We start from the raw sequence: 15,897 nt of genomic DNA on the forward strand, positions 1-15,897 counted from the left end.
CGCCGTAGGCGAGGGAATCGCGGCGGACGCTCACGAGAGAGGTCCGCCGCGACCGAGGCTGCCCATCGACGAGCGCGGCGCCGGCGGGCGTGTGTGCGAGCGCCATCGCCGCAACTCGACGCTGCAGGCGGAGCGCGCGTCCGCTCGAACCCTGCCCTGTTGCGCGCACAGCTCCCCTCGGGCTGTTTCGTTCAACCCTGAACAGCCAAAACGGCGAAGGGGATTCCACTTCTCCGCACCGCGCGCACCGGAAGTGACACTTCGTCACTCCTGACGCGGAAGTCACCTCGCAACGCACCAGCAAACCCTTGCACTCCTCCACTGGAAGCCCGTCGGCCGCGCCAGGAAAGCGGAACGCGAAGCGAGCGCGCCAACTCCCCTGACCCGCCCGGGACATACGGCGACTGGACGCGCGTAGAGCGGCCGAAAGGCGATCTTGCCGGCCCCTGGACCCGGAGCCCAGGATTCCTACCGCACGGCTTGTCAGGACCATGACCGAGACGGCGAACCGCCCGGCTCGCGGTCCCGAACGAGCCGCGCGCTGACGGGCCCGTCCACCCAGCGGGCCCCGGATCCCCCACGGAGGATGTAGTGAACATCAAGCGCTTCTCCCCCCTCGGCGGCGTCTCGAGACGCGCACGGCTCATCGCCGTCGCGTCGGCACTCCTGACCGCCTCCGCGCTTGCCGCGCCCACCGCCGTCGCCGAGACGGGCGCCGGCGCGCGGGCCACCACAGCCCAGCTCGCCGAGGCAGGCGACGCCGTGCTCAAGGCCGATGTGCCCGGCACCGCCTGGTACACGGACAAGGCGACGGGCAAGCTCGTCGTCACCGCGGACTCCACCGTCTCCACCGCCGAGATCGCCAAGATCAAGAAGGCTGCGGGCGCACGCGCCGGCGCCCTGGAGATCGAGCGCACCAACGGCACGTTCAACAAGCTCATCGCGGGCGGACAGGCCATCTACGCGGGCGGCGGACGCTGCTCGCTCGGCTTCAACGTCCGCAGCGGGAGCACGTACTACGCCCTGACCGCGGGCCACTGCACCGAGATCGGCAGCACCTGGTACACCAACTCCGCCAACACCACCGTGCTGGGCTCCACCGCGGGATCGAGCTTCCCGACGAACGACTACGGCATCATCCGCCACGCCAACGCCTCGGCCGCGGACGGCAGGGTCTACCTCTACAACGGCTCGTACCGCGACATCACCGGCGCGGGCAACGCCTCGGTCGGCCAGTCCGTCCAGCGCAGCGGCTCCACCACCGGCCTCCACGGCGGCACCGTCACCGGCCTCAACGCGACCGTCAACTACGGCGGCGGGGACATCGTCTACGGCCTGATCCAGACCAATGTCTGCGCCGAGCCCGGCGACAGCGGAGGCGCCCTCTTCTCCGGGAGCACCGCGCTGGGCCTCACCTCCGGGGGCAGCGGCAACTGCTCCTCCGGCGGCACCACGTTCTTCCAGCCCGTGACCGAGGCGCTCAGCGTCTACGGCGTGAGCGTCTTCTGATCCGCCGGGCATCCACCCCGTATCCGCCTCTCACCGATCTCTGGTCTATCTCTGATCCACGTCTGATCGACCCCTGATCGACCTCTGATCTCGTTCCGGGCGACGCTCGACGCGCTCGTCAGGCCGGCGGCCCGCCCCCAGGGGCGGGCCGCCGCGCCGGGTGCGGGCGCGCGGAGCCCGCCGTACGGTGGAGACGACAGACAGCAGCGACCTCTCGTACGCACGGTGGGAGCCCTCGATGGCCGGTGAGATCTCCTTCTTCGAGCTGGGCGTCGGCGACGCCGAGAAGGCCCGTGTCTTCTACGGCGGTCTCTTCGACTGGGCCTTCGAACCCGGGCCGAGCGGGGGCGGCGGGTTCGCCGTCCAGACGCCCAACGTCCCCGGCGGAGTGCACGGCGGCGACCCCGGCGCCGGCCCGTACGTATTCTTCCGGGTAGCGAACCTGAAGAGCGCGCTCGAGCGCGTCCGCGAGCTGGGCGGCACGGTCGACGACTTCGAGGTCGGCGACGACGACGAGACGGCCGCCGCGTTCGGCCGCTTCAAGTTCTGCCACGACGACCAGGGCTCGCCGTTCGGCCTGCACGAACCGCCCCCGGCGGCGTGACCTCGCACGTCGTGACGTCGGCCTTGACGACCCCTTGTGGTCGTGAAGGCCGACGATGTGTGGTGGGGAGGGCGCCTGGCGGGAGGACGCCTGGCAGGCCACGGCTACGCGACGGGAAGTTCCTGACATGACGAGCAAGTTCACCGAGCTGGCGATCGACTGTGCCGATCCCCGCGGTCTCGCCCTGTTCTGGTGCTCGGTCCTTGGCTACGAGGTGCAAGCCGACGACGACGGAATCGTCGTCATCGGCTCGCCTCTGGTGCCCGAGGGCAAGAACCACCGCGGCCCAGTGCCGCCGACGCTGACGTTCGCGCAGGTACCCGAAGGCAAGACCGTCAAGAACAGGCTCCACATCGACGTCAACCCGACCGACCGGGAGCAGGACGAAGAGGTCCGTCGCCTGCTCGACCTCGGTGCTCGGCACGCCGACGTCGGCCAGGGAGACGAGGACAGCTGGGTCACGCTTGCCGACCCAGAGGGGAACGAGTTCTGCGTCCTCGCGGACCGCCGCCCGTAACCGCAGGCCGCACACCGCGTAGACCGCGACGCCTGACTCCCGCGCCCCGGGTGCTCGTCAGGCGGTTCACAGACCGGCGCGGGAGAACGTCACATGGGTGACTCCGCTGGGCGTGGAGACGGTCTCGACCTCGTAGTCCTTCTCGAGGCCCTCCAGCCCGTCCCACAGGCGTACGCCTCGGCCGAGCAGGATCGGGACCACCACGATGTGCATATGGTCGACGAGCCCGGCAGCGAGGAAGTCGCGGATCATGGTGGGACCCCCGCCGAGGCGTACGTCCTGGCCGCCCGCGGCCTCGCGGGCCGTCGCGAGCGCCTCGGCAGGCGAAGCGTCGATGAAGTGGAACGTCGTGCCGCCCTCCATCTCGATCGACGGGCGCGGGCGATGGGTGAGGACGAAGACCGGTGTGTGGAACGGCGGGTTGGGACCCCACCAGCCCTTCCACTCCGGCTCGTCGTGCCATCCGGGGTAGCCGAACTTTCCGGCGCCCATGATCTCGGCGCCGATCCCGGGAGCGAACAGCCGCAGGAGCGCGTCGTCGACGCCGCTCGTGCCGCCGGGCTGGCGCAGCATCGCGCGGCCCCACCGGGTGGCGAACACCCATTCGTGCAGCCGTTCGCCGGCGTGGCCGAACGGCGCCTCGAGACTCAGGCCTTCGCCGGTGGCGAAGCCGTCGAGCGAGACGGAGACGTGCTGGACGCGGGCGAGCGACATGGTCGGCGTTCCCTTCCCTCGGCTGGTCGAGCTTCGTCGGACCAGCTCGGTCATGAGGCGAAGGTAGCGGCCGCCATGCCCTGGAGAAGCGAGGCACGAGCGCCTACAGCACAGACGTCGGATCACCGGCAGGCTCGTCCTGGGAGCGGGGCCGCGCGACCGCCCGGAGTCCGTCAGCGGGCGACTGCAATTTGCCTCGCCGGACGGTCGGACCGCAGCCGGGCGCGGCACTGCACGCGCGCCCGGGCCGCCGTCCTACGCCGTGCCCTTGCCCGGCGTCGCGTCCGCCCCCGTGCCGGGGTCCGTGCCCGACTCCGTGCCCGGAGTCTCGGCCGCGGCCGGATCCAGGATGCGGTTGAGGAAGTCGCGGGTCCGCTCGTGCTGGGGGTCGCCGACCACCTGGGCCGCCGGGCCCTGCTCGACGATCACTCCGCCGTCCATGAACACGACCCGGTCGGCGACCTCCCGGGCGAAGCTCATCTCATGGGTGACGACCATCATCGTCATGCCCTCGGCGGCCAGCTGCCGCATCACCGCGAGCACTTCGCCGACCAGTTCGGGGTCGAGCGCGGAGGTCGGCTCGTCGAAGAGCATCACCTCGGGACCCATGGACAGCGCCCGGGCGATGGCCACCCGCTGCTGCTGCCCGCCGGAGAGCTGCGCGGGGTAGGCGTCCGCCTTCTCGGACAGCCCCACCCGGGCCAGGTTCTCCCCGGCGACGGCCGCCGCCTCGGCCTTGCCCCGGCGCAGCACACGGCGCTGGGGCAGGGTCAGGTTCTCGGTCACGCTCACATGGGGGAAGAGGTTGAACTGCTGGAAGACCATGCCGATCCGGCGGCGCACGGCGTCGATGTCGACGTCCAGGTCGGTGACCTCGGTGCCGCCGACGTAGACCTGCCCTTCGGTGGGCTCCTCCAGCAGGTTCACACAGCGCAGCAGGGTCGACTTGCCCGAGCCGGAGGGGCCGATGACGCAGACCACCTCGCCCCTGGCGATCTCCAAGTCGATGCCGCGCAGCACCTCGTTGTCGCCGAAGGACTTGTGCAGCCCCCGGATCTCGATCTCCGGTCCGTGCGCCGCGGCGCCTGTCTCGTCCGCAGTCCGCGTCTTGCGTGGCATCTCGTCCGTCCTCACTTCGCCTTGTCCGCGCGGGCTTCGAGACGGCGCACGACGAAGCTCAGCGGCACCGTCACGAGCAGATAGCAGAGCCCGGCGACGAGGATGGGGGTGGAGTTGGCGGTCTGGCTGGCCAGATCCCTGCCGAACTTGGTCAGCTCGCGCTCGTCGAGGGTGACCCCGAGGAACAGCACCAGCGAGGAGTCCTTGAACAGCAGCACCAGTTCGTTGGTGAGCGGCGGGATGACGATCCGGAACGCCTGCGGGATGATCACCGACACCATCGCCCGGGCGTGCGAGAAGCCCAGCGAGCGAGCGGCCTCCATCTGCCCCTTGGGCACGGCCTGGATGCCGGCCCTGATGGTCTCGGCCATATAGGCCGCGGCGACCAGGCCGAGGCCGAGCGCGACCTTGCCGTAGGTGCCGCCGGGGATCTCCGTGCCCGGGAAGGCGAGCGGAACCGCGACGCCGACGAAGATGAAGATCAGCAGGGCGGGCAGACCGCGGAAGATCTCGATGTAGACGCTCGCCACCCAGCGGTAGGGGGCGACCGACGACAGCCGCATCAGCGCGACGATCAGGCCCAGGACCAGGCCGAAGAGGAACCCGGACAGGGTGTACACCACGGTGTTGCGCAGCGCGATGGTGATGATGTCCGGGAAGAGCTCTTGGGCGAGGTCCTTCTGCGCGAACTGGGTCTGCAGCCTGCCCCAGTCGGCGGAGACGCCGATCAGGACCAGCACGGCGGCGAACAGCGCGTACTGAACGCCCTGCGAGACCCGCCGCCGCTGCCGCTTGGTCAGCCGAGAAGTCACGAGCCGGCCTTGGGCAGCGGGCCGATCCACTGCTTGTACAGCTTGTCGTACGTGCCGTCGGCGCGCGCGTCCTTGATCGCCTTGTCGATCGCGGCGCGCAGCTTGTCGTTGCCCTTCTTCACCGAGAAGCCGTACTGCTCGCCGGTCTCGATGTTCTCGCCGAGCACGAACTCGGCGGCGTTGGCCTTGTCCTTGAGCCAGCCCTGGACGACCGGGTAGTCGATGACGACGGCGTCGACCTGGCCGGTGCGCAGACCGTTGAGGACGGCGTCGGAGCTCTCGAAGGCGACCGGGTCGAAGCCCTGCGACTTCGCGTAGCTCTCGCCGGTGGTCTCCGCCTGCGCGCCCAGCTTCTTCTTCTGCGCCTTGACGTCCGCCAGCGTCTTCACGCCGCTCTTCTTGGTCGCCAGAAGCGCCTGGGTGGCGTCGAAGTACGGGACGGAGAAGTCGACGTTCTTCTTCCGGTCGTCCGTGATGGTCATGCCGGCGGCGGCCAAGTCGCACTCGCCGGAGTTGAGGAAGGCGCCGGTCTTGAAGTTCTCGAACGGGGTGTCCAGGATCTTCTGCTCGACCTTGAGGTTCTTCGCCACCAGGTCGACCAGGGCCACGTCGAAGCCGACGACCTTGCCGTCCTGCTCGACCTGGAACGGCGGATAGGGCAGGTGGGTGCAGGTGGTCAGCTTGCCCTTCTCGACCACGGGCACGCCGCCCGCGGCCTCGCCGGGCCCTTCGTCGCCGGAGGAGCAACCGACGGCGAGGAACATTCCGGCTGCCACGGCGCCGGCGGTGGCGCGGGCGCGGATGCCAGTGCGGTGGGACCGGGGTCCGCTGGCCGTCCAGAACACGGTTGACCTCCATGGGGTACGAGGCGGACGAGCGGCACGTCGCCGCCGTCCGTCGAGATCGTAAGCCAGTGTGGTCCTGGCGTGACGGAGCTGTCCACCAGGAGAAACAGACCTGTCCACGGGCAGAAACGCGCCCGCAACGCGCCCGCCGGGGCGCCCTGCGCGAGGGTCGCCTAGTGTGGGCCGCGCTGGAGGTGTCGGGGCGGGGCGGCGAACGGGGGGAGTCTGGTGCGTCAGCGCGTACGGCTCCTGCTCTCGGCGGCCCTGCCGTCGGTGCTGTTCGGCGTGTGGGCCACCTTCCTCGTCCTCGTCGGCGCCGCGCCGGCCGCCGCCGGCGCCTCCGTCGCCACCGCGCCCAGCGCTTCCGTCCGCGTCGACGCTCCGCAGCGCTCCGCGCAGCCGCGGACCGAGGTACGGCGTGCCACGGCCGCCGCTCAGATCGTCGCCACCGACGGCGCCGTGAGCCCGCCGACCGAGCTCCCCGCGCTGCCCGGCCCGGTGCCGCCCCGCGCCCCGTGGCCCGTGCACGGCGGCGATGCTGCGCAGCCGCGCCAGGAGCGGGCGCCGCCCTGCGACGCGTACGACCCCCGTCACACCCGCGCACCGCCCTCCACACAGCACAGCTGACGTCTCCCGGCGCCTCGCCGCGCCCTGGCCGACCGGCCGGTGCGGCCCGCGCCCTGCTGCCCTTACGTCCCTGTGTCCGCAGGCGCCCCGCGCCTGCGCGCTCTCCGTGGAGCTCTCATGTCTTGTCGTGCCACGGTCTGGCGTGCGCTGATCGCGCTCGCCGTCCTCGCCGTGTCCCTGTTCTTCGCCCTGACCACCCCTGCCCGCCTCGGACTTGATCTGCGGGGCGGCACCCGAATCGTTCTGGAGGCCCAGGACTCCCCCACCGTCCGCGCCGACTCTGCCGCCGCCGACCGTGCGATGGAGGTGCTGCGCCAGCGCGTCGACGCGCTCGGCGTCGCCGAGCCGTCGCTCGCCCGCTCCGGGGAGAAGCGCATCGTCGTCGAGCTGCCCGGCGTCCAGGACCCGCGCAAGGCCGCCGAGGCCATCGGCCGTACCGCGCAGCTCACCTTCCATCCCGTGCTCGGCGCGGCGAGCGGGCCTGGCAGCCGCCCGGCGGCGGACGGCTCGCGGGTCCTGGCGGATCCCGACGCGCCGGGCCGTTTTCTGCGGCTGGGCCCGCCCGCGCTGACCGGCGAGGGCGTCAAGGACGCCGACGCGGCGCTCGACGCCCAGAGCGGGCGGGGCTGGGGCGTCGACCTCTCCTTCCACGGCGACGCCGCGAAGCAGTGGGCCCGGGTGACCGGGGACGCCGCGTGCGCGGAGCCCGCGGATCCGGCCCGCCGGGTGGCGATCGTCCTGGACGGCCGGATCGTCTCCGCGCCCGGCATGCAGCAGTCGGTGGCCTGCAAGGCGGGCATCGCCGGCGGTTCGGCGCAGATCAGCGGCGGGTTCGCTGCGGAGGAGGCGCGCGAGCTCGCGGCGCTGGTCAAGGGCGGCGCCCTGCCGGTCCCGGTGACGGCCGTCGAGCAGAGCACGGTAGGACCGAGCCTGGGCGCCGACGCGATCAGGGCCAGCGCGCAGGCCGCGGTGATCGGGCTGGTGTGCACCGGGGTGTTCATCGTCGTCGTGTACCGGCTGCTCGGGGCGCTGGCGACGCTCGCGCTCGCGCTGTACGGACTGATCTCCTACGCCGCCGTGGTCGCGCTCGGGGCGACGCTGACGCTGCCGGGGCTGGCCGGATTCGTCCTCGCGATCGGCATCGCGGTGGACGCGAACGTGCTGGTCTTCGAGCGGGCCAGGGAGGAGTACGCGCGATCGGCGTGGGGCTCGCCGGATGCGCGGCGGCCACAGAGGGAGGGGTCTCCGGACGCACGGACTCTGGCGGAGGGGGCTCCGGACGCGCTGCGCCCGCAGGCGAAGGGGGCACCGGACGCAGGGGCGCTGGCGGAGGGGTCGCCGGAGGCGCGCCGTCGGCGACTGAAGGGCGCGCCGGATCTGCGGCGTCCGCTGCGGACCGGATTCGCCAAGGCGTGGAGCGCGGTCGCCGACTCGAACGTCACCACGCTGCTCGCCGCCGGGCTGCTGTTCGTCTTCGCGACCGGCCCGGTGAAGGGCTTCGGCGTGACGCTCGCCATCGGCGTCCTCGCCTCCATGGTCTCGGCGATGGTCATCACCCGGCTGCTCGCGGAGTGGGCGGTGCGGCTCGGCGCGGTGCGTCGGCGTCCCGCGTGGACCGGGCTGGCCACGGTGGGCCGGCTGCGGACCCGTCTGGAGCGCCGCAGGCCGCAGCTCATGCGGCACCGGCGGCGCTGGCTCGGGATCTGCGGCGGACTGCTGCTGCTCGCGATCGGCGGGATCGGGGTGCGGGGAGTGGAGTTCGGCGTGGAGTTCACCGGAGGCCGGGTGGTGCAGTACGCCGCCGAGCGGCCGGTGGACGCCGACGCGGCGCGCGAGGCGGTCGCCGACGCGGGCTTCCCGCGGGCCGTGGTCCAGACGACGGGCGAGAAGGGCGTCACCGTGCGGACGGGCGAGCTGACCAACGACCAGCAGGAGCGCATTCGCGCGAGCCTGGGCGAGGTCGCGGGGAAGGTCGCTGTGGAGCGCGACGAGCTGATCGGCCCGAGCCTCGGCAGCGAGCTGCGCACGCACGCCCTGATCGCGCTGGGCGTGGCCGTCGCCGCTCAACTCCTCTATCTCACGGTCCGGTTCCGCTGGACCTTCGCGACGGCGGCGGTCGCGGCGATGGCCCAGGACGTCGTTCTGGTGATCGGCCTGTTCGCCTGGCTGGGCAAGCCGGTGGACAGCGTCTTCCTCGCCGCGCTGCTGACGGTCGTCGGGTACTCCGTCAACGACACCGTCGTCGTGCTCGACCGGCTGCGGGAGCTGCGGGGCGCGCGCCGGAAGGCGCCCTGGCCGGAGCTGGCGGATCTGGCCGTCGCGCAGACGCTGCCGCGGACGGTGAACACGGGGATGGGCGCGCTGTTCGTGCTGGCGGCGCTGGCCGTGCTGGGCGGCGACTCGCTCGCCGACTTCTCGATCGCCTTGCTGGCGGGGGTCGTCGTGGGCATGGCGTCGACGGTCTTCACGGCGATGCCGCTGGCTGTGATCCTCCAGGCCCGCCACCCGGAGCCGCAGCGTCCGGAGATCGCTCGCACCCGGTCGAAGACCCGAGAGGGTTCGGGCGCGGTGGTGTAGGAGACGACGACGTAGCAGAGCGGTGGAGTAGGAGTCGTACGACGGTCGTCGCGGGCCGCTGGTACGAGGACGACGACGGCCGGGTGCGCGCTGTTACGGCGGACTCGGCCGTCGCCGTATCCCGGCTCGGTGTCACGCGCGGGCCAGGGCCTCCACGGCCGCCGTCGCGAACGCGTGGTCCTGGTCCGGCGCCCCGCCGCCCACGCCGATCGCGCCGACGAGACGGCCGTCCCGGTGGACGGGGACGCCGCCGGCGATGAAGAGCAGCGGCCTGTCGAGCGCGGTGGGCAGAGTGTGGAAGAGGCCGCCGGGCTGGACGGCGTCGACCAGGTCGGCGGTCGGGGCGTCGAGCTGGAGAGCGGTGTAGGCCTTGCGGGTGCTGGTCTCGCCGGCGATGAGCACGGCCCGGTCGTCCCGGCGGAACGCCAGCAGGTGGCCGCCCGCGTCGAGGACGGTGACGGCGACGGTCGCTCCGGCCGCCTCGGCGGCGCGGCGGGCGGAGTCCACGAGCGCTTCCGCGTCCTGGATGGTCAGCGGGGCGAGGGCGGGGGCGGGGGCGGTGGTCATGGGGGGCTCCTTGCTTCGGTCCGGGCGGCACCGGGCGACGATTACAAGCGTCCACAATAATTGCAGACGCTTTTACTTGCAAACGACGACTACCTTCCCCCTTCCACGCCCCTCACGCCCGTACAGCTGCGTCGACCCCCAGGCCGGCAAGTGCCTCGACGCCACCGGCAACAGCTCGGCCAACGGAACCCGGCTGCAGATCTGGACCTGCACGGGAGCGGCCAACCAGAAGCGGACGGCAACCGGCCGATGAAAAGACGCTTCGGCGACGGAAGGGGCTAGGCCGCCGCTTCCTTGAGCGCGTCGAGCAGGCTGCGCAGCGCGGGCTGCGGCAGCGAGGTCTCGCGGACGGCCGCGTAGATCCCTCTGTTCGGCTCGGGGTTGCGGACCTTGCGCACCACGATGGAGGGGTGGCGGTTGCCCAGCCCGATGGCCGGCATCAGGCTGATGCCGAGGCCTGCGGCGACGAAGCCCTGAGCCGTGGCGTAGTCCTCGCTCTCGACGACGAAGTCGGGGGTGAAGCCGGCGGAGGCGCAGGCGTCGAGCACGATCTGGTGGCAGGGGCCCTCGGGCCACTCGTTGCCGACCCAGGGCTCGTCGGCGAGGTCGGCGAGGTCGAGCACGCGCTGCGCGGCGAGCCGGTGGCCCTTGGGGAGCACCGCGCGGTACGGGTCGTCGAGCAGGTGCACCAGGCGGATCTCTTCGCGCGGCCGGTCCTGCCGTTGGTCTCGGCGCTGGACCACGACGGCGAGGTCCGCCCGGCCCTTGCGCACCTCCGGCAGGGGGTCGTCGGGGTCGATCAGCCTCAGGTCGACCTGGACGCCGGGGTGTTCACGGCGCAGCCGGGCCACGGCGGGCGCGACGAGGGTCGCGCCGGCCGTGGCGAAGTAGCGGACGGAGAGCCGTCCCGTGCGCCCCTCTCGCAGATCGGCCAGGGCCGTCTCCGCCTCCGCGAGGTTCTTGCTGATGACGGCGGCGTGCTCGGTGAGCAGCCGCCCGGCCGCGGTGGGCTGCACTCCCCGTCCGACCCGTTCCAGCAGCGCCGTCCCGGCCTGCTTCTCCAGGGCCGCCACCTGCTGGCTGACGGCGGACGGCGTGTAGCCGAGGTTCGCCGCCGCCGCGGTGACCGAGCCGCTGGTGACCACCGCCCTGAGGACCTGCATTCTGCGCACATCGAGCATGTAGCAGAGGTTAACGGTACCTGCACCACTTTTCACTAGTCATACCAAGTCAACTGCGGCACGGTGGTCGTCGAGACGGTTGGCGAGGGAGGCAGAACGTGGTGAGCGGCGGTCGTGGAACGTTGGTGCGTATGGGCGTGCTCGCCCTGCTGTGGGGCTCGGGCTTCCTCTGGATCGAACTGGCCCTCGACAACGGCCTGTCGCCCGTTCTGATCACCGTCACGCGCTGCGCGCTCGGCGCGCTCGTACTGGTCGGGCTCTGCCTCTCGGCCGGGCAGCGCCTCCCCCGGGACCGCGCGACATGGGGCCGTCTGATCGTGGCCGCGTTCTTCTGCAACGTGCTGCCGTTCGCCCTCTTCAGCGTCGGCCAGCAGAGCGTGGACTCGGGAGTGGCCGGGGTGCTGAACGCGACGACTCCCCTGTGGTCCCTGCTGATCGGCATCGCCGTCGGCACGGAGCGCTCGATCCACCCCGTGCGTCTGGGCGGTCTGCTCCTCGGCTTCACGGGCACGCTGCTGATCTTCGCTCCCTGGCAGCAGGCAGGACTCGCCAGCTGGGGCGCGCTCGCCATCGTGGCGGCGGCGGCGAGCTACGCCGTCGCCTTCGCGTACATGGCCAGGAAACTCACCGGCAGAGGCGCCGCGCCCATGGCCCTCTCGGCGTCCCAGCTGCTCACCGCCACCGGTTTGAGCATGCTGGCCCTGCCCGCGGGCGGCGTGGAGTCCGCGGACGTCCAGCCGGTCGGGGTGATCGCGGTGGTCGTCCTGGGGATCTTCGGAACCGGGTTCACCTTCGCGCTCAACTACCGGCTCATCGCGGACGAGGGGCCGACGAACGCCGCCGCCGTCGGCTATCTGCTGCCGGTCGTCTCCATCACGCTGGGGGCGATCGTGCTGGACGAGGAGGTCACCGTGCGGATCGTCGCCGGGATGGCGATCGTGCTCGCGGGAGTGGGGATGACCCAGTGGCGCAAGGGCGCGCCGAAGCCGGCGGCCGGGGGCGCGCGGGCGGCGACAGGGGCGCCGGTCGGGGACGCGGTGGTCGCGTCTTCGAAGGGGTGACGCGCGGCAGGTCGAGGCGGCCCGGCCGGGATCGGGTGCGGCCTCGGCGGCTACGTCGGCTGTGGCGTCGGCTAGGGCGTCGGCGTCGGTTGTGGCGTCGGCTGCGGACTGGCGTCCGATCAGTGCGGGGAGATCCCGGCCGCGGAATCGGCCAGCGCGTCGAGCACCGGCCGGATCAGCGGATGCGTCTCGGCTCCGCGGCGTACGGCGGCGAACACCCTGCGCGTCGCGGCCGGCCCCGCCACGGGGCGTACGACCGCGTCCTTCAGCTCCATCCCGCGCAGGGCCGAACGGGGTACGAGGGCGACGCCCGCGCCCGCGCCCGCCAGGGCGACGACCGCGCGGAAGTCGTCGGAGGAGTGCACCAGGCGCGGCTGGAACCCGGCCAGCTCGCAGGCGAGCAGCACCATGTCGTGGCAGGGGTTGCCGGGGTACGGGCCGATCCAGTCGTCGGCCCTGAGCTCGGCGAGCTCGACGCGCTCGCTCCGCACGAGCGGGTGGCCGGTGTGCAGCACGGCGTCGAACGGCTCCGCGTACAGCGGCACACGCGCCAGCCGGATGTCGTCCTCGCGCGGCGCGCCCCGGTACTCGACCGCGACGGCCAGATCCGCCTCGCCGTCCAGGACGAGGGGCAGGCTCTCGTCGCCCTCGGCGTCCCGTACGCGCAGCCGGATGTCGGGGTGCTCCACGGCGAGGCGCACCGTGGCGGGGGCGACGACCTCGGCGATCCCGGTCGCGAAGGCGGCGACGCTGACCTCGCCCGACGCGCCGCCCGCGTAGGCCGCCAGCTCCGCCTCGGCCCGCTCCAGCTGGGCGAGGACGGCATGGGTGTGGGCGAGGAGTATCTCCCCGGCGGCCGTCAGCCGGACCCCCTTCCCGCTGCGGATCAGCAGAGCGTGGCCGGTCTCCTGCTCGAGCGCGTTGAGCTGCTGGGAGACGGCAGAGGGGGTCAGGTACAGCGCGGAGGCCGCGGCGGTCACCGTCCGGTGGTCCGCCACGGCCCGCAGGATGCGCAGCCGCCGGGGGTCGATCACCCGGCCATTGTCGCTCGTGCGTCGACGAAGGCCGCCACCGCCCGCTCCACGTCCTCGGTGGAGTGCGCCGCCGAGAGCTGGACGCGGATGCGGGCCTTGCCCAGCGGGACGACGGGGTACGAGAAGCCGATCACGTACACCCCGCGCTCCAGCAGCAGGTCGGCCATCTTGCCGGCCTCCGCGGCGTCGCCGATCATGACGGGCGCGATCGCGTGGTCGCCGGGCAGGATCTCGAAGCCGGCCTCGGTCATCTTGGTACGGAAGAGCGCGGTGTTCGCGGCGAGCTTCTCGCGCAGGTCGCCGGCCGACTCCAGCAGGTCCAGGACCTTGAGCGAGGCGGCGGCGATCACGGGGGCGAGCGAGTTCGAGAAGAGGTACGGGCGGGAGCGCTGGCGCAGCAGGGCGACGATCTCCGCGCGGGCCGCGACATAGCCGCCGGACGCGCCGCCCAGGGCCTTGCCGAGGGTGCCGGTGATGATGTCGACGCGGTCCATCACGCCGTGCAGCTCGGGGGTGCCGCGGCCGCCGGGGCCGACGAAGCCGACGGCGTGCGAGTCGTCGACCATGACCATGGCGTCGTAGCGGTCGGCGAGGTCGCAGATCTCCCGCAGCGGGGCGACGTAGCCGTCCATGGAGAAGACGCCGTCGGTGACGATCAGACGGCGGCGGGCGCCGCCCTCGACGGCCTCCTTGAGCTGCTGCTCGAGGTCGGCGAGGTCCCGGTTGGCGTAGCGGTGGCGGCGGGCCTTGGACAGGCGGATGCCGTCGATGATGGAGGCGTGGTTCAGGGCGTCGGAGATGACCGCGTCCTCGGGGCCGAGGAGGGTCTCGAAGACGCCGCCGTTGGCGTCGAAGCAGGAGGAGTAGAGGATCGTGTCCTCCTGGCCGAGGAAGGCCGACAGACGCGCCTCGAGCTCCTTGTGGACGTCCTGGGTGCCGCAGATGAAGCGCACGGATGCCATGCCGTAGCCCCAGCGGTCCAGCGCGTCCTTCGCGGCCGCGACGACCTCGGGGTGGTCGGCGAGGCCGAGGTAGTTGTTGGCGCAGAAGTTGAGCACGTCTCCGGGGGCGCCGCCGGCCGTGACGGCGACGGAGGCGCTCTGCGGGGTGCCGATGACCCGCTCGGGCTTGAAGAGGCCCGCGGCGCGGATCTCGTCGAGGGTGGCGCGCAGCTCGTCGCGGACGGACGCGTACATGAAGGGCTCCTTGCGAAGGAAGAGTGTGCGGAACGGTCCGGTGGTCGTCTCGGCCCACAGGCTCGGGCCGGTCGGGCGGCCCCGCCGTCCGTCCCTCCGTCCCGGTGGGCCTGGCCTCGGGCCTGGCCTCTGTCCGGCTTCTGGCGAGGCCCGTGGCGCTTGGGCCCTGCGTCGGCCGGACGGGCCGGGCGGATCAGACGGATCGGGGCGGTCAGACGGATCGGAGCAGCTCAGGGGGCAGACGGTCAGACGGTCGGGAGATCAGTCGGTTCGGCGGTCAGGCGGTCAGGCGGTCAGGCGGTCAGGCGGTCCAGTCGAGGATGATCTTGCCGCTGCGGGCGGTCGCCGCCTCGTCGAAGGCGGCGTCGAAGTCCTGGTACCCGTACGAGCCCGTGATCACCGGGCTGAGGTCGAGGCCGCCCTCGAGCAGGACGGTCATCGCGTACCACGTCTCGAACATCTCGCGGCCGTAGATGCCCTTGATCGTGATCATCGACGTGACGATCTTCGACCAGTCGACGGCGAACTCCTGGGAGGGCAGACCCAGCATCGCGATGCGTCCGCCGTGGGTCATGTTGTCGACCATGTCGCGCATGGCCTCGGGGCGGCCGGACATCTCCAGGCCGATGTCGAAGCCCTCCTTCAGCCCCAGCTGGCGCTGCGCCTCGGCGATGTCGCTCTTGGCGACGTTCAGGGCGAGGGTCGCGCCGGCCTTGCGGGCGATCTGCAGCCGGGACTCGCTCACATCGGTGATCACGACATTGCGCGCGCCGGCGTGGCGGGCGACGGCCGCGGCCATGATCCCGATCGGGCCTGCGCCGGTGATCAGCACGTCCTCGCCGACGAGCGGGAAGGAGAGAGCGGTGTGCACGGCGTTGCCGAAGGGGTCGAAGATCGCGGCGATGTCCAGGTCGACCTGAGTGCGGTGCACCCACACATTGGACGCGGGCAGCGCGACGTACTCCGCGAAGGCGCCGTCGCGTCCCACGCCCAGGCCGACGGTGCTGCGGCAGAGGTGGCGGCGGCCGGCGAGACAGTTGCGGCACTTGCCGCACACCAGGTGGCCCTCGCCGCTGACGATGTCGCCGACCGCGATGTCCTGGACGTCCGCGCCGACGGCGGCGACCTCGCCGACGAACTCATGGCCGAGGATCCGGGGCGTGGTGACCGCCTGCTGGGCCCAGCCGTCCCAGGACCTGATGTGCAGGTCGGTGCCGCAGATGCCGGTGCGCAGCACCTTGATCAGCACGTCGCCGGGGCCTGTCTCCGGCTCCGGGACGTCCGTGAGCCACAGCCCGGGCTCTGCGTGCTGCTTGACAAGTGCCTTCATCTCGACCGCTCCAGGCGTGGGGGCAGGGCTGACCAGGGACGCTGAGACAACTGTGAACGACTGGGGCAGCCGCGACCACTGTGACAGATCCGGTCGGTGGACCCGCACCAATCTGCCCAGAAGGGACTCATGAGTCCATCGAGGTTTTCTTAAGCGGGGCAACAGCGGAGCTTCATACACGTGATCAAGGGGCTCCTGAGGCCC

Annotated in this window: 15 protein-coding genes and 1 pseudogene; 7 read left to right on the forward strand and 9 right to left on the reverse strand. The window is 72.0% G+C overall.

Annotated elements, in window-relative coordinates:
• Positions 1 to 591: 591 nt before the first annotated feature.
• From AB0M39_RS33510 to AB0M39_RS33520, 3 genes are all read left to right on the forward strand, one after another.
• Positions 592 to 1,509: a S1 family peptidase gene (locus tag AB0M39_RS33510; RefSeq protein ID WP_365370476.1), complete on the forward strand. Its 918-nt coding sequence runs from the start codon at positions 592 to 594 to the stop codon at positions 1,507 to 1,509.
• Between the two features lie 187 nt (positions 1,510 to 1,696).
• Complete coding sequence (locus tag AB0M39_RS33515) at positions 1,697 to 2,113, forward strand: VOC family protein (protein WP_365370478.1); 417 nt, start codon at positions 1,697 to 1,699, stop codon at positions 2,111 to 2,113.
• A 127-nt stretch (positions 2,114 to 2,240) separates the two neighbouring features.
• The gene (locus tag AB0M39_RS33520) at positions 2,241 to 2,630 is read left to right on the forward strand and encodes a VOC family protein (protein WP_365370480.1); all 390 of its coding nucleotides are present in this window, start codon (positions 2,241 to 2,243) and stop codon (positions 2,628 to 2,630) included.
• 66 nt (positions 2,631 to 2,696) lie between these two features.
• On the opposite strand, the gene AB0M39_RS33525 is transcribed toward AB0M39_RS33520, so the two are convergent.
• The 4 genes from AB0M39_RS33525 to AB0M39_RS33540 all read right to left on the reverse strand — a co-directional run bounded on the left by AB0M39_RS33525 (position 2,697) and on the right by AB0M39_RS33540 (position 6,039).
• Positions 2,697 to 3,344, reverse strand: coding sequence for a dihydrofolate reductase family protein (locus tag AB0M39_RS33525; RefSeq protein ID WP_365370534.1), 648 nt, complete (start codon positions 3,342 to 3,344; stop codon positions 2,697 to 2,699).
• A gap of 255 nt (positions 3,345 to 3,599) precedes the next feature.
• Entirely contained in the window at positions 3,600 to 4,463 is an 864-nt protein-coding gene (locus AB0M39_RS33530; protein WP_365370482.1) for an amino acid ABC transporter ATP-binding protein, read from the reverse strand.
• Positions 4,464 to 4,474: 11 nt separating this feature from the next.
• Complete coding sequence (locus AB0M39_RS33535; RefSeq protein ID WP_365370484.1) at positions 4,475 to 5,275, reverse strand: amino acid ABC transporter permease; 801 nt, start codon at positions 5,273 to 5,275, stop codon at positions 4,475 to 4,477.
• A complete protein-coding gene (locus AB0M39_RS33540; protein ID WP_365370536.1) occupies positions 5,272 to 6,039 on the reverse strand; it encodes an ABC transporter substrate-binding protein in 768 nt (255 codons plus the stop codon). Before AB0M39_RS33540 ends, AB0M39_RS33535 begins: the two co-directional genes overlap by 4 nt.
• 309 nt (positions 6,040 to 6,348) lie before the next feature.
• On the opposite strand from AB0M39_RS33540, the gene AB0M39_RS33545 reads away from it, so the two are divergent.
• Both AB0M39_RS33545 and secD read left to right on the forward strand, forming a co-directional pair.
• A complete protein-coding gene (locus AB0M39_RS33545; RefSeq protein WP_365370486.1) occupies positions 6,349 to 6,747 on the forward strand; it encodes a hypothetical protein in 399 nt (132 codons plus the stop codon).
• Positions 6,748 to 6,864: 117 nt separating this feature from the next.
• Positions 6,865 to 9,324 (forward strand): protein translocase subunit SecD, encoded by a 2,460-nt coding sequence (gene secD, locus AB0M39_RS33550; protein WP_365370488.1) that lies wholly within the window; start codon positions 6,865 to 6,867, stop codon positions 9,322 to 9,324.
• Between the two features lie 132 nt (positions 9,325 to 9,456).
• Here the strand turns inward: secD and AB0M39_RS33555 are convergent, their stop codons facing one another.
• Entirely contained in the window at positions 9,457 to 9,891 is a 435-nt protein-coding gene (locus tag AB0M39_RS33555; protein ID WP_365370490.1) for a heme-binding protein, read from the reverse strand.
• Between the two features lie 130 nt (positions 9,892 to 10,021).
• On the opposite strand from AB0M39_RS33555, the pseudogene AB0M39_RS33560 reads away from it, so the two are divergent.
• Positions 10,022 to 10,132: pseudogene (locus AB0M39_RS33560) on the forward strand (RICIN domain-containing protein); the annotation flags it as partial.
• Positions 10,133 to 10,169: 37 nt separating this feature from the next.
• On the opposite strand, the gene AB0M39_RS33565 reads toward AB0M39_RS33560, so the two are convergent.
• Positions 10,170 to 11,072: a LysR family transcriptional regulator gene (locus AB0M39_RS33565; protein ID WP_365370492.1), complete on the reverse strand. Its 903-nt coding sequence runs from the start codon at positions 11,070 to 11,072 to the stop codon at positions 10,170 to 10,172.
• A gap of 131 nt (positions 11,073 to 11,203) precedes the next feature.
• Here AB0M39_RS33565 and AB0M39_RS33570 point away from each other — a divergent pair, with 131 nt between their 5' ends.
• On the forward strand, positions 11,204 to 12,133 hold the full coding sequence (locus AB0M39_RS33570) for a DMT family transporter (RefSeq protein ID WP_365370494.1): 930 nt from the start codon (positions 11,204 to 11,206) through the stop codon (positions 12,131 to 12,133).
• Positions 12,134 to 12,252: 119 nt separating this feature from the next.
• Here the strand turns inward: AB0M39_RS33570 and AB0M39_RS33575 are convergent, their stop codons facing one another.
• The 3 genes from AB0M39_RS33575 to tdh all read right to left on the reverse strand — a co-directional run bounded on the left by AB0M39_RS33575 (position 12,253) and on the right by tdh (position 15,693).
• Positions 12,253 to 13,167, reverse strand: a complete 915-nt coding sequence (locus AB0M39_RS33575; RefSeq protein ID WP_365370496.1) for a LysR substrate-binding domain-containing protein — start codon at positions 13,165 to 13,167, stop codon at positions 12,253 to 12,255.
• Positions 13,164 to 14,363, reverse strand: a complete 1,200-nt coding sequence (locus tag AB0M39_RS33580; RefSeq protein ID WP_365370498.1) for a glycine C-acetyltransferase — start codon at positions 14,361 to 14,363, stop codon at positions 13,164 to 13,166. Before AB0M39_RS33580 ends, AB0M39_RS33575 begins: the two co-directional genes overlap by 4 nt.
• 301 nt (positions 14,364 to 14,664) lie before the next feature.
• Complete coding sequence (tdh, locus tag AB0M39_RS33585) at positions 14,665 to 15,693, reverse strand: L-threonine 3-dehydrogenase (RefSeq protein WP_365370500.1); 1,029 nt, start codon at positions 15,691 to 15,693, stop codon at positions 14,665 to 14,667.
• Positions 15,694 to 15,897 lie beyond the last annotated feature (204 nt).

The sequence above is a fragment of the Streptomyces sp. NPDC051907 genome, assembly GCF_040681075.1.
GTDB lineage: Bacteria > Actinomycetota > Actinomycetes > Streptomycetales > Streptomycetaceae > Streptomyces.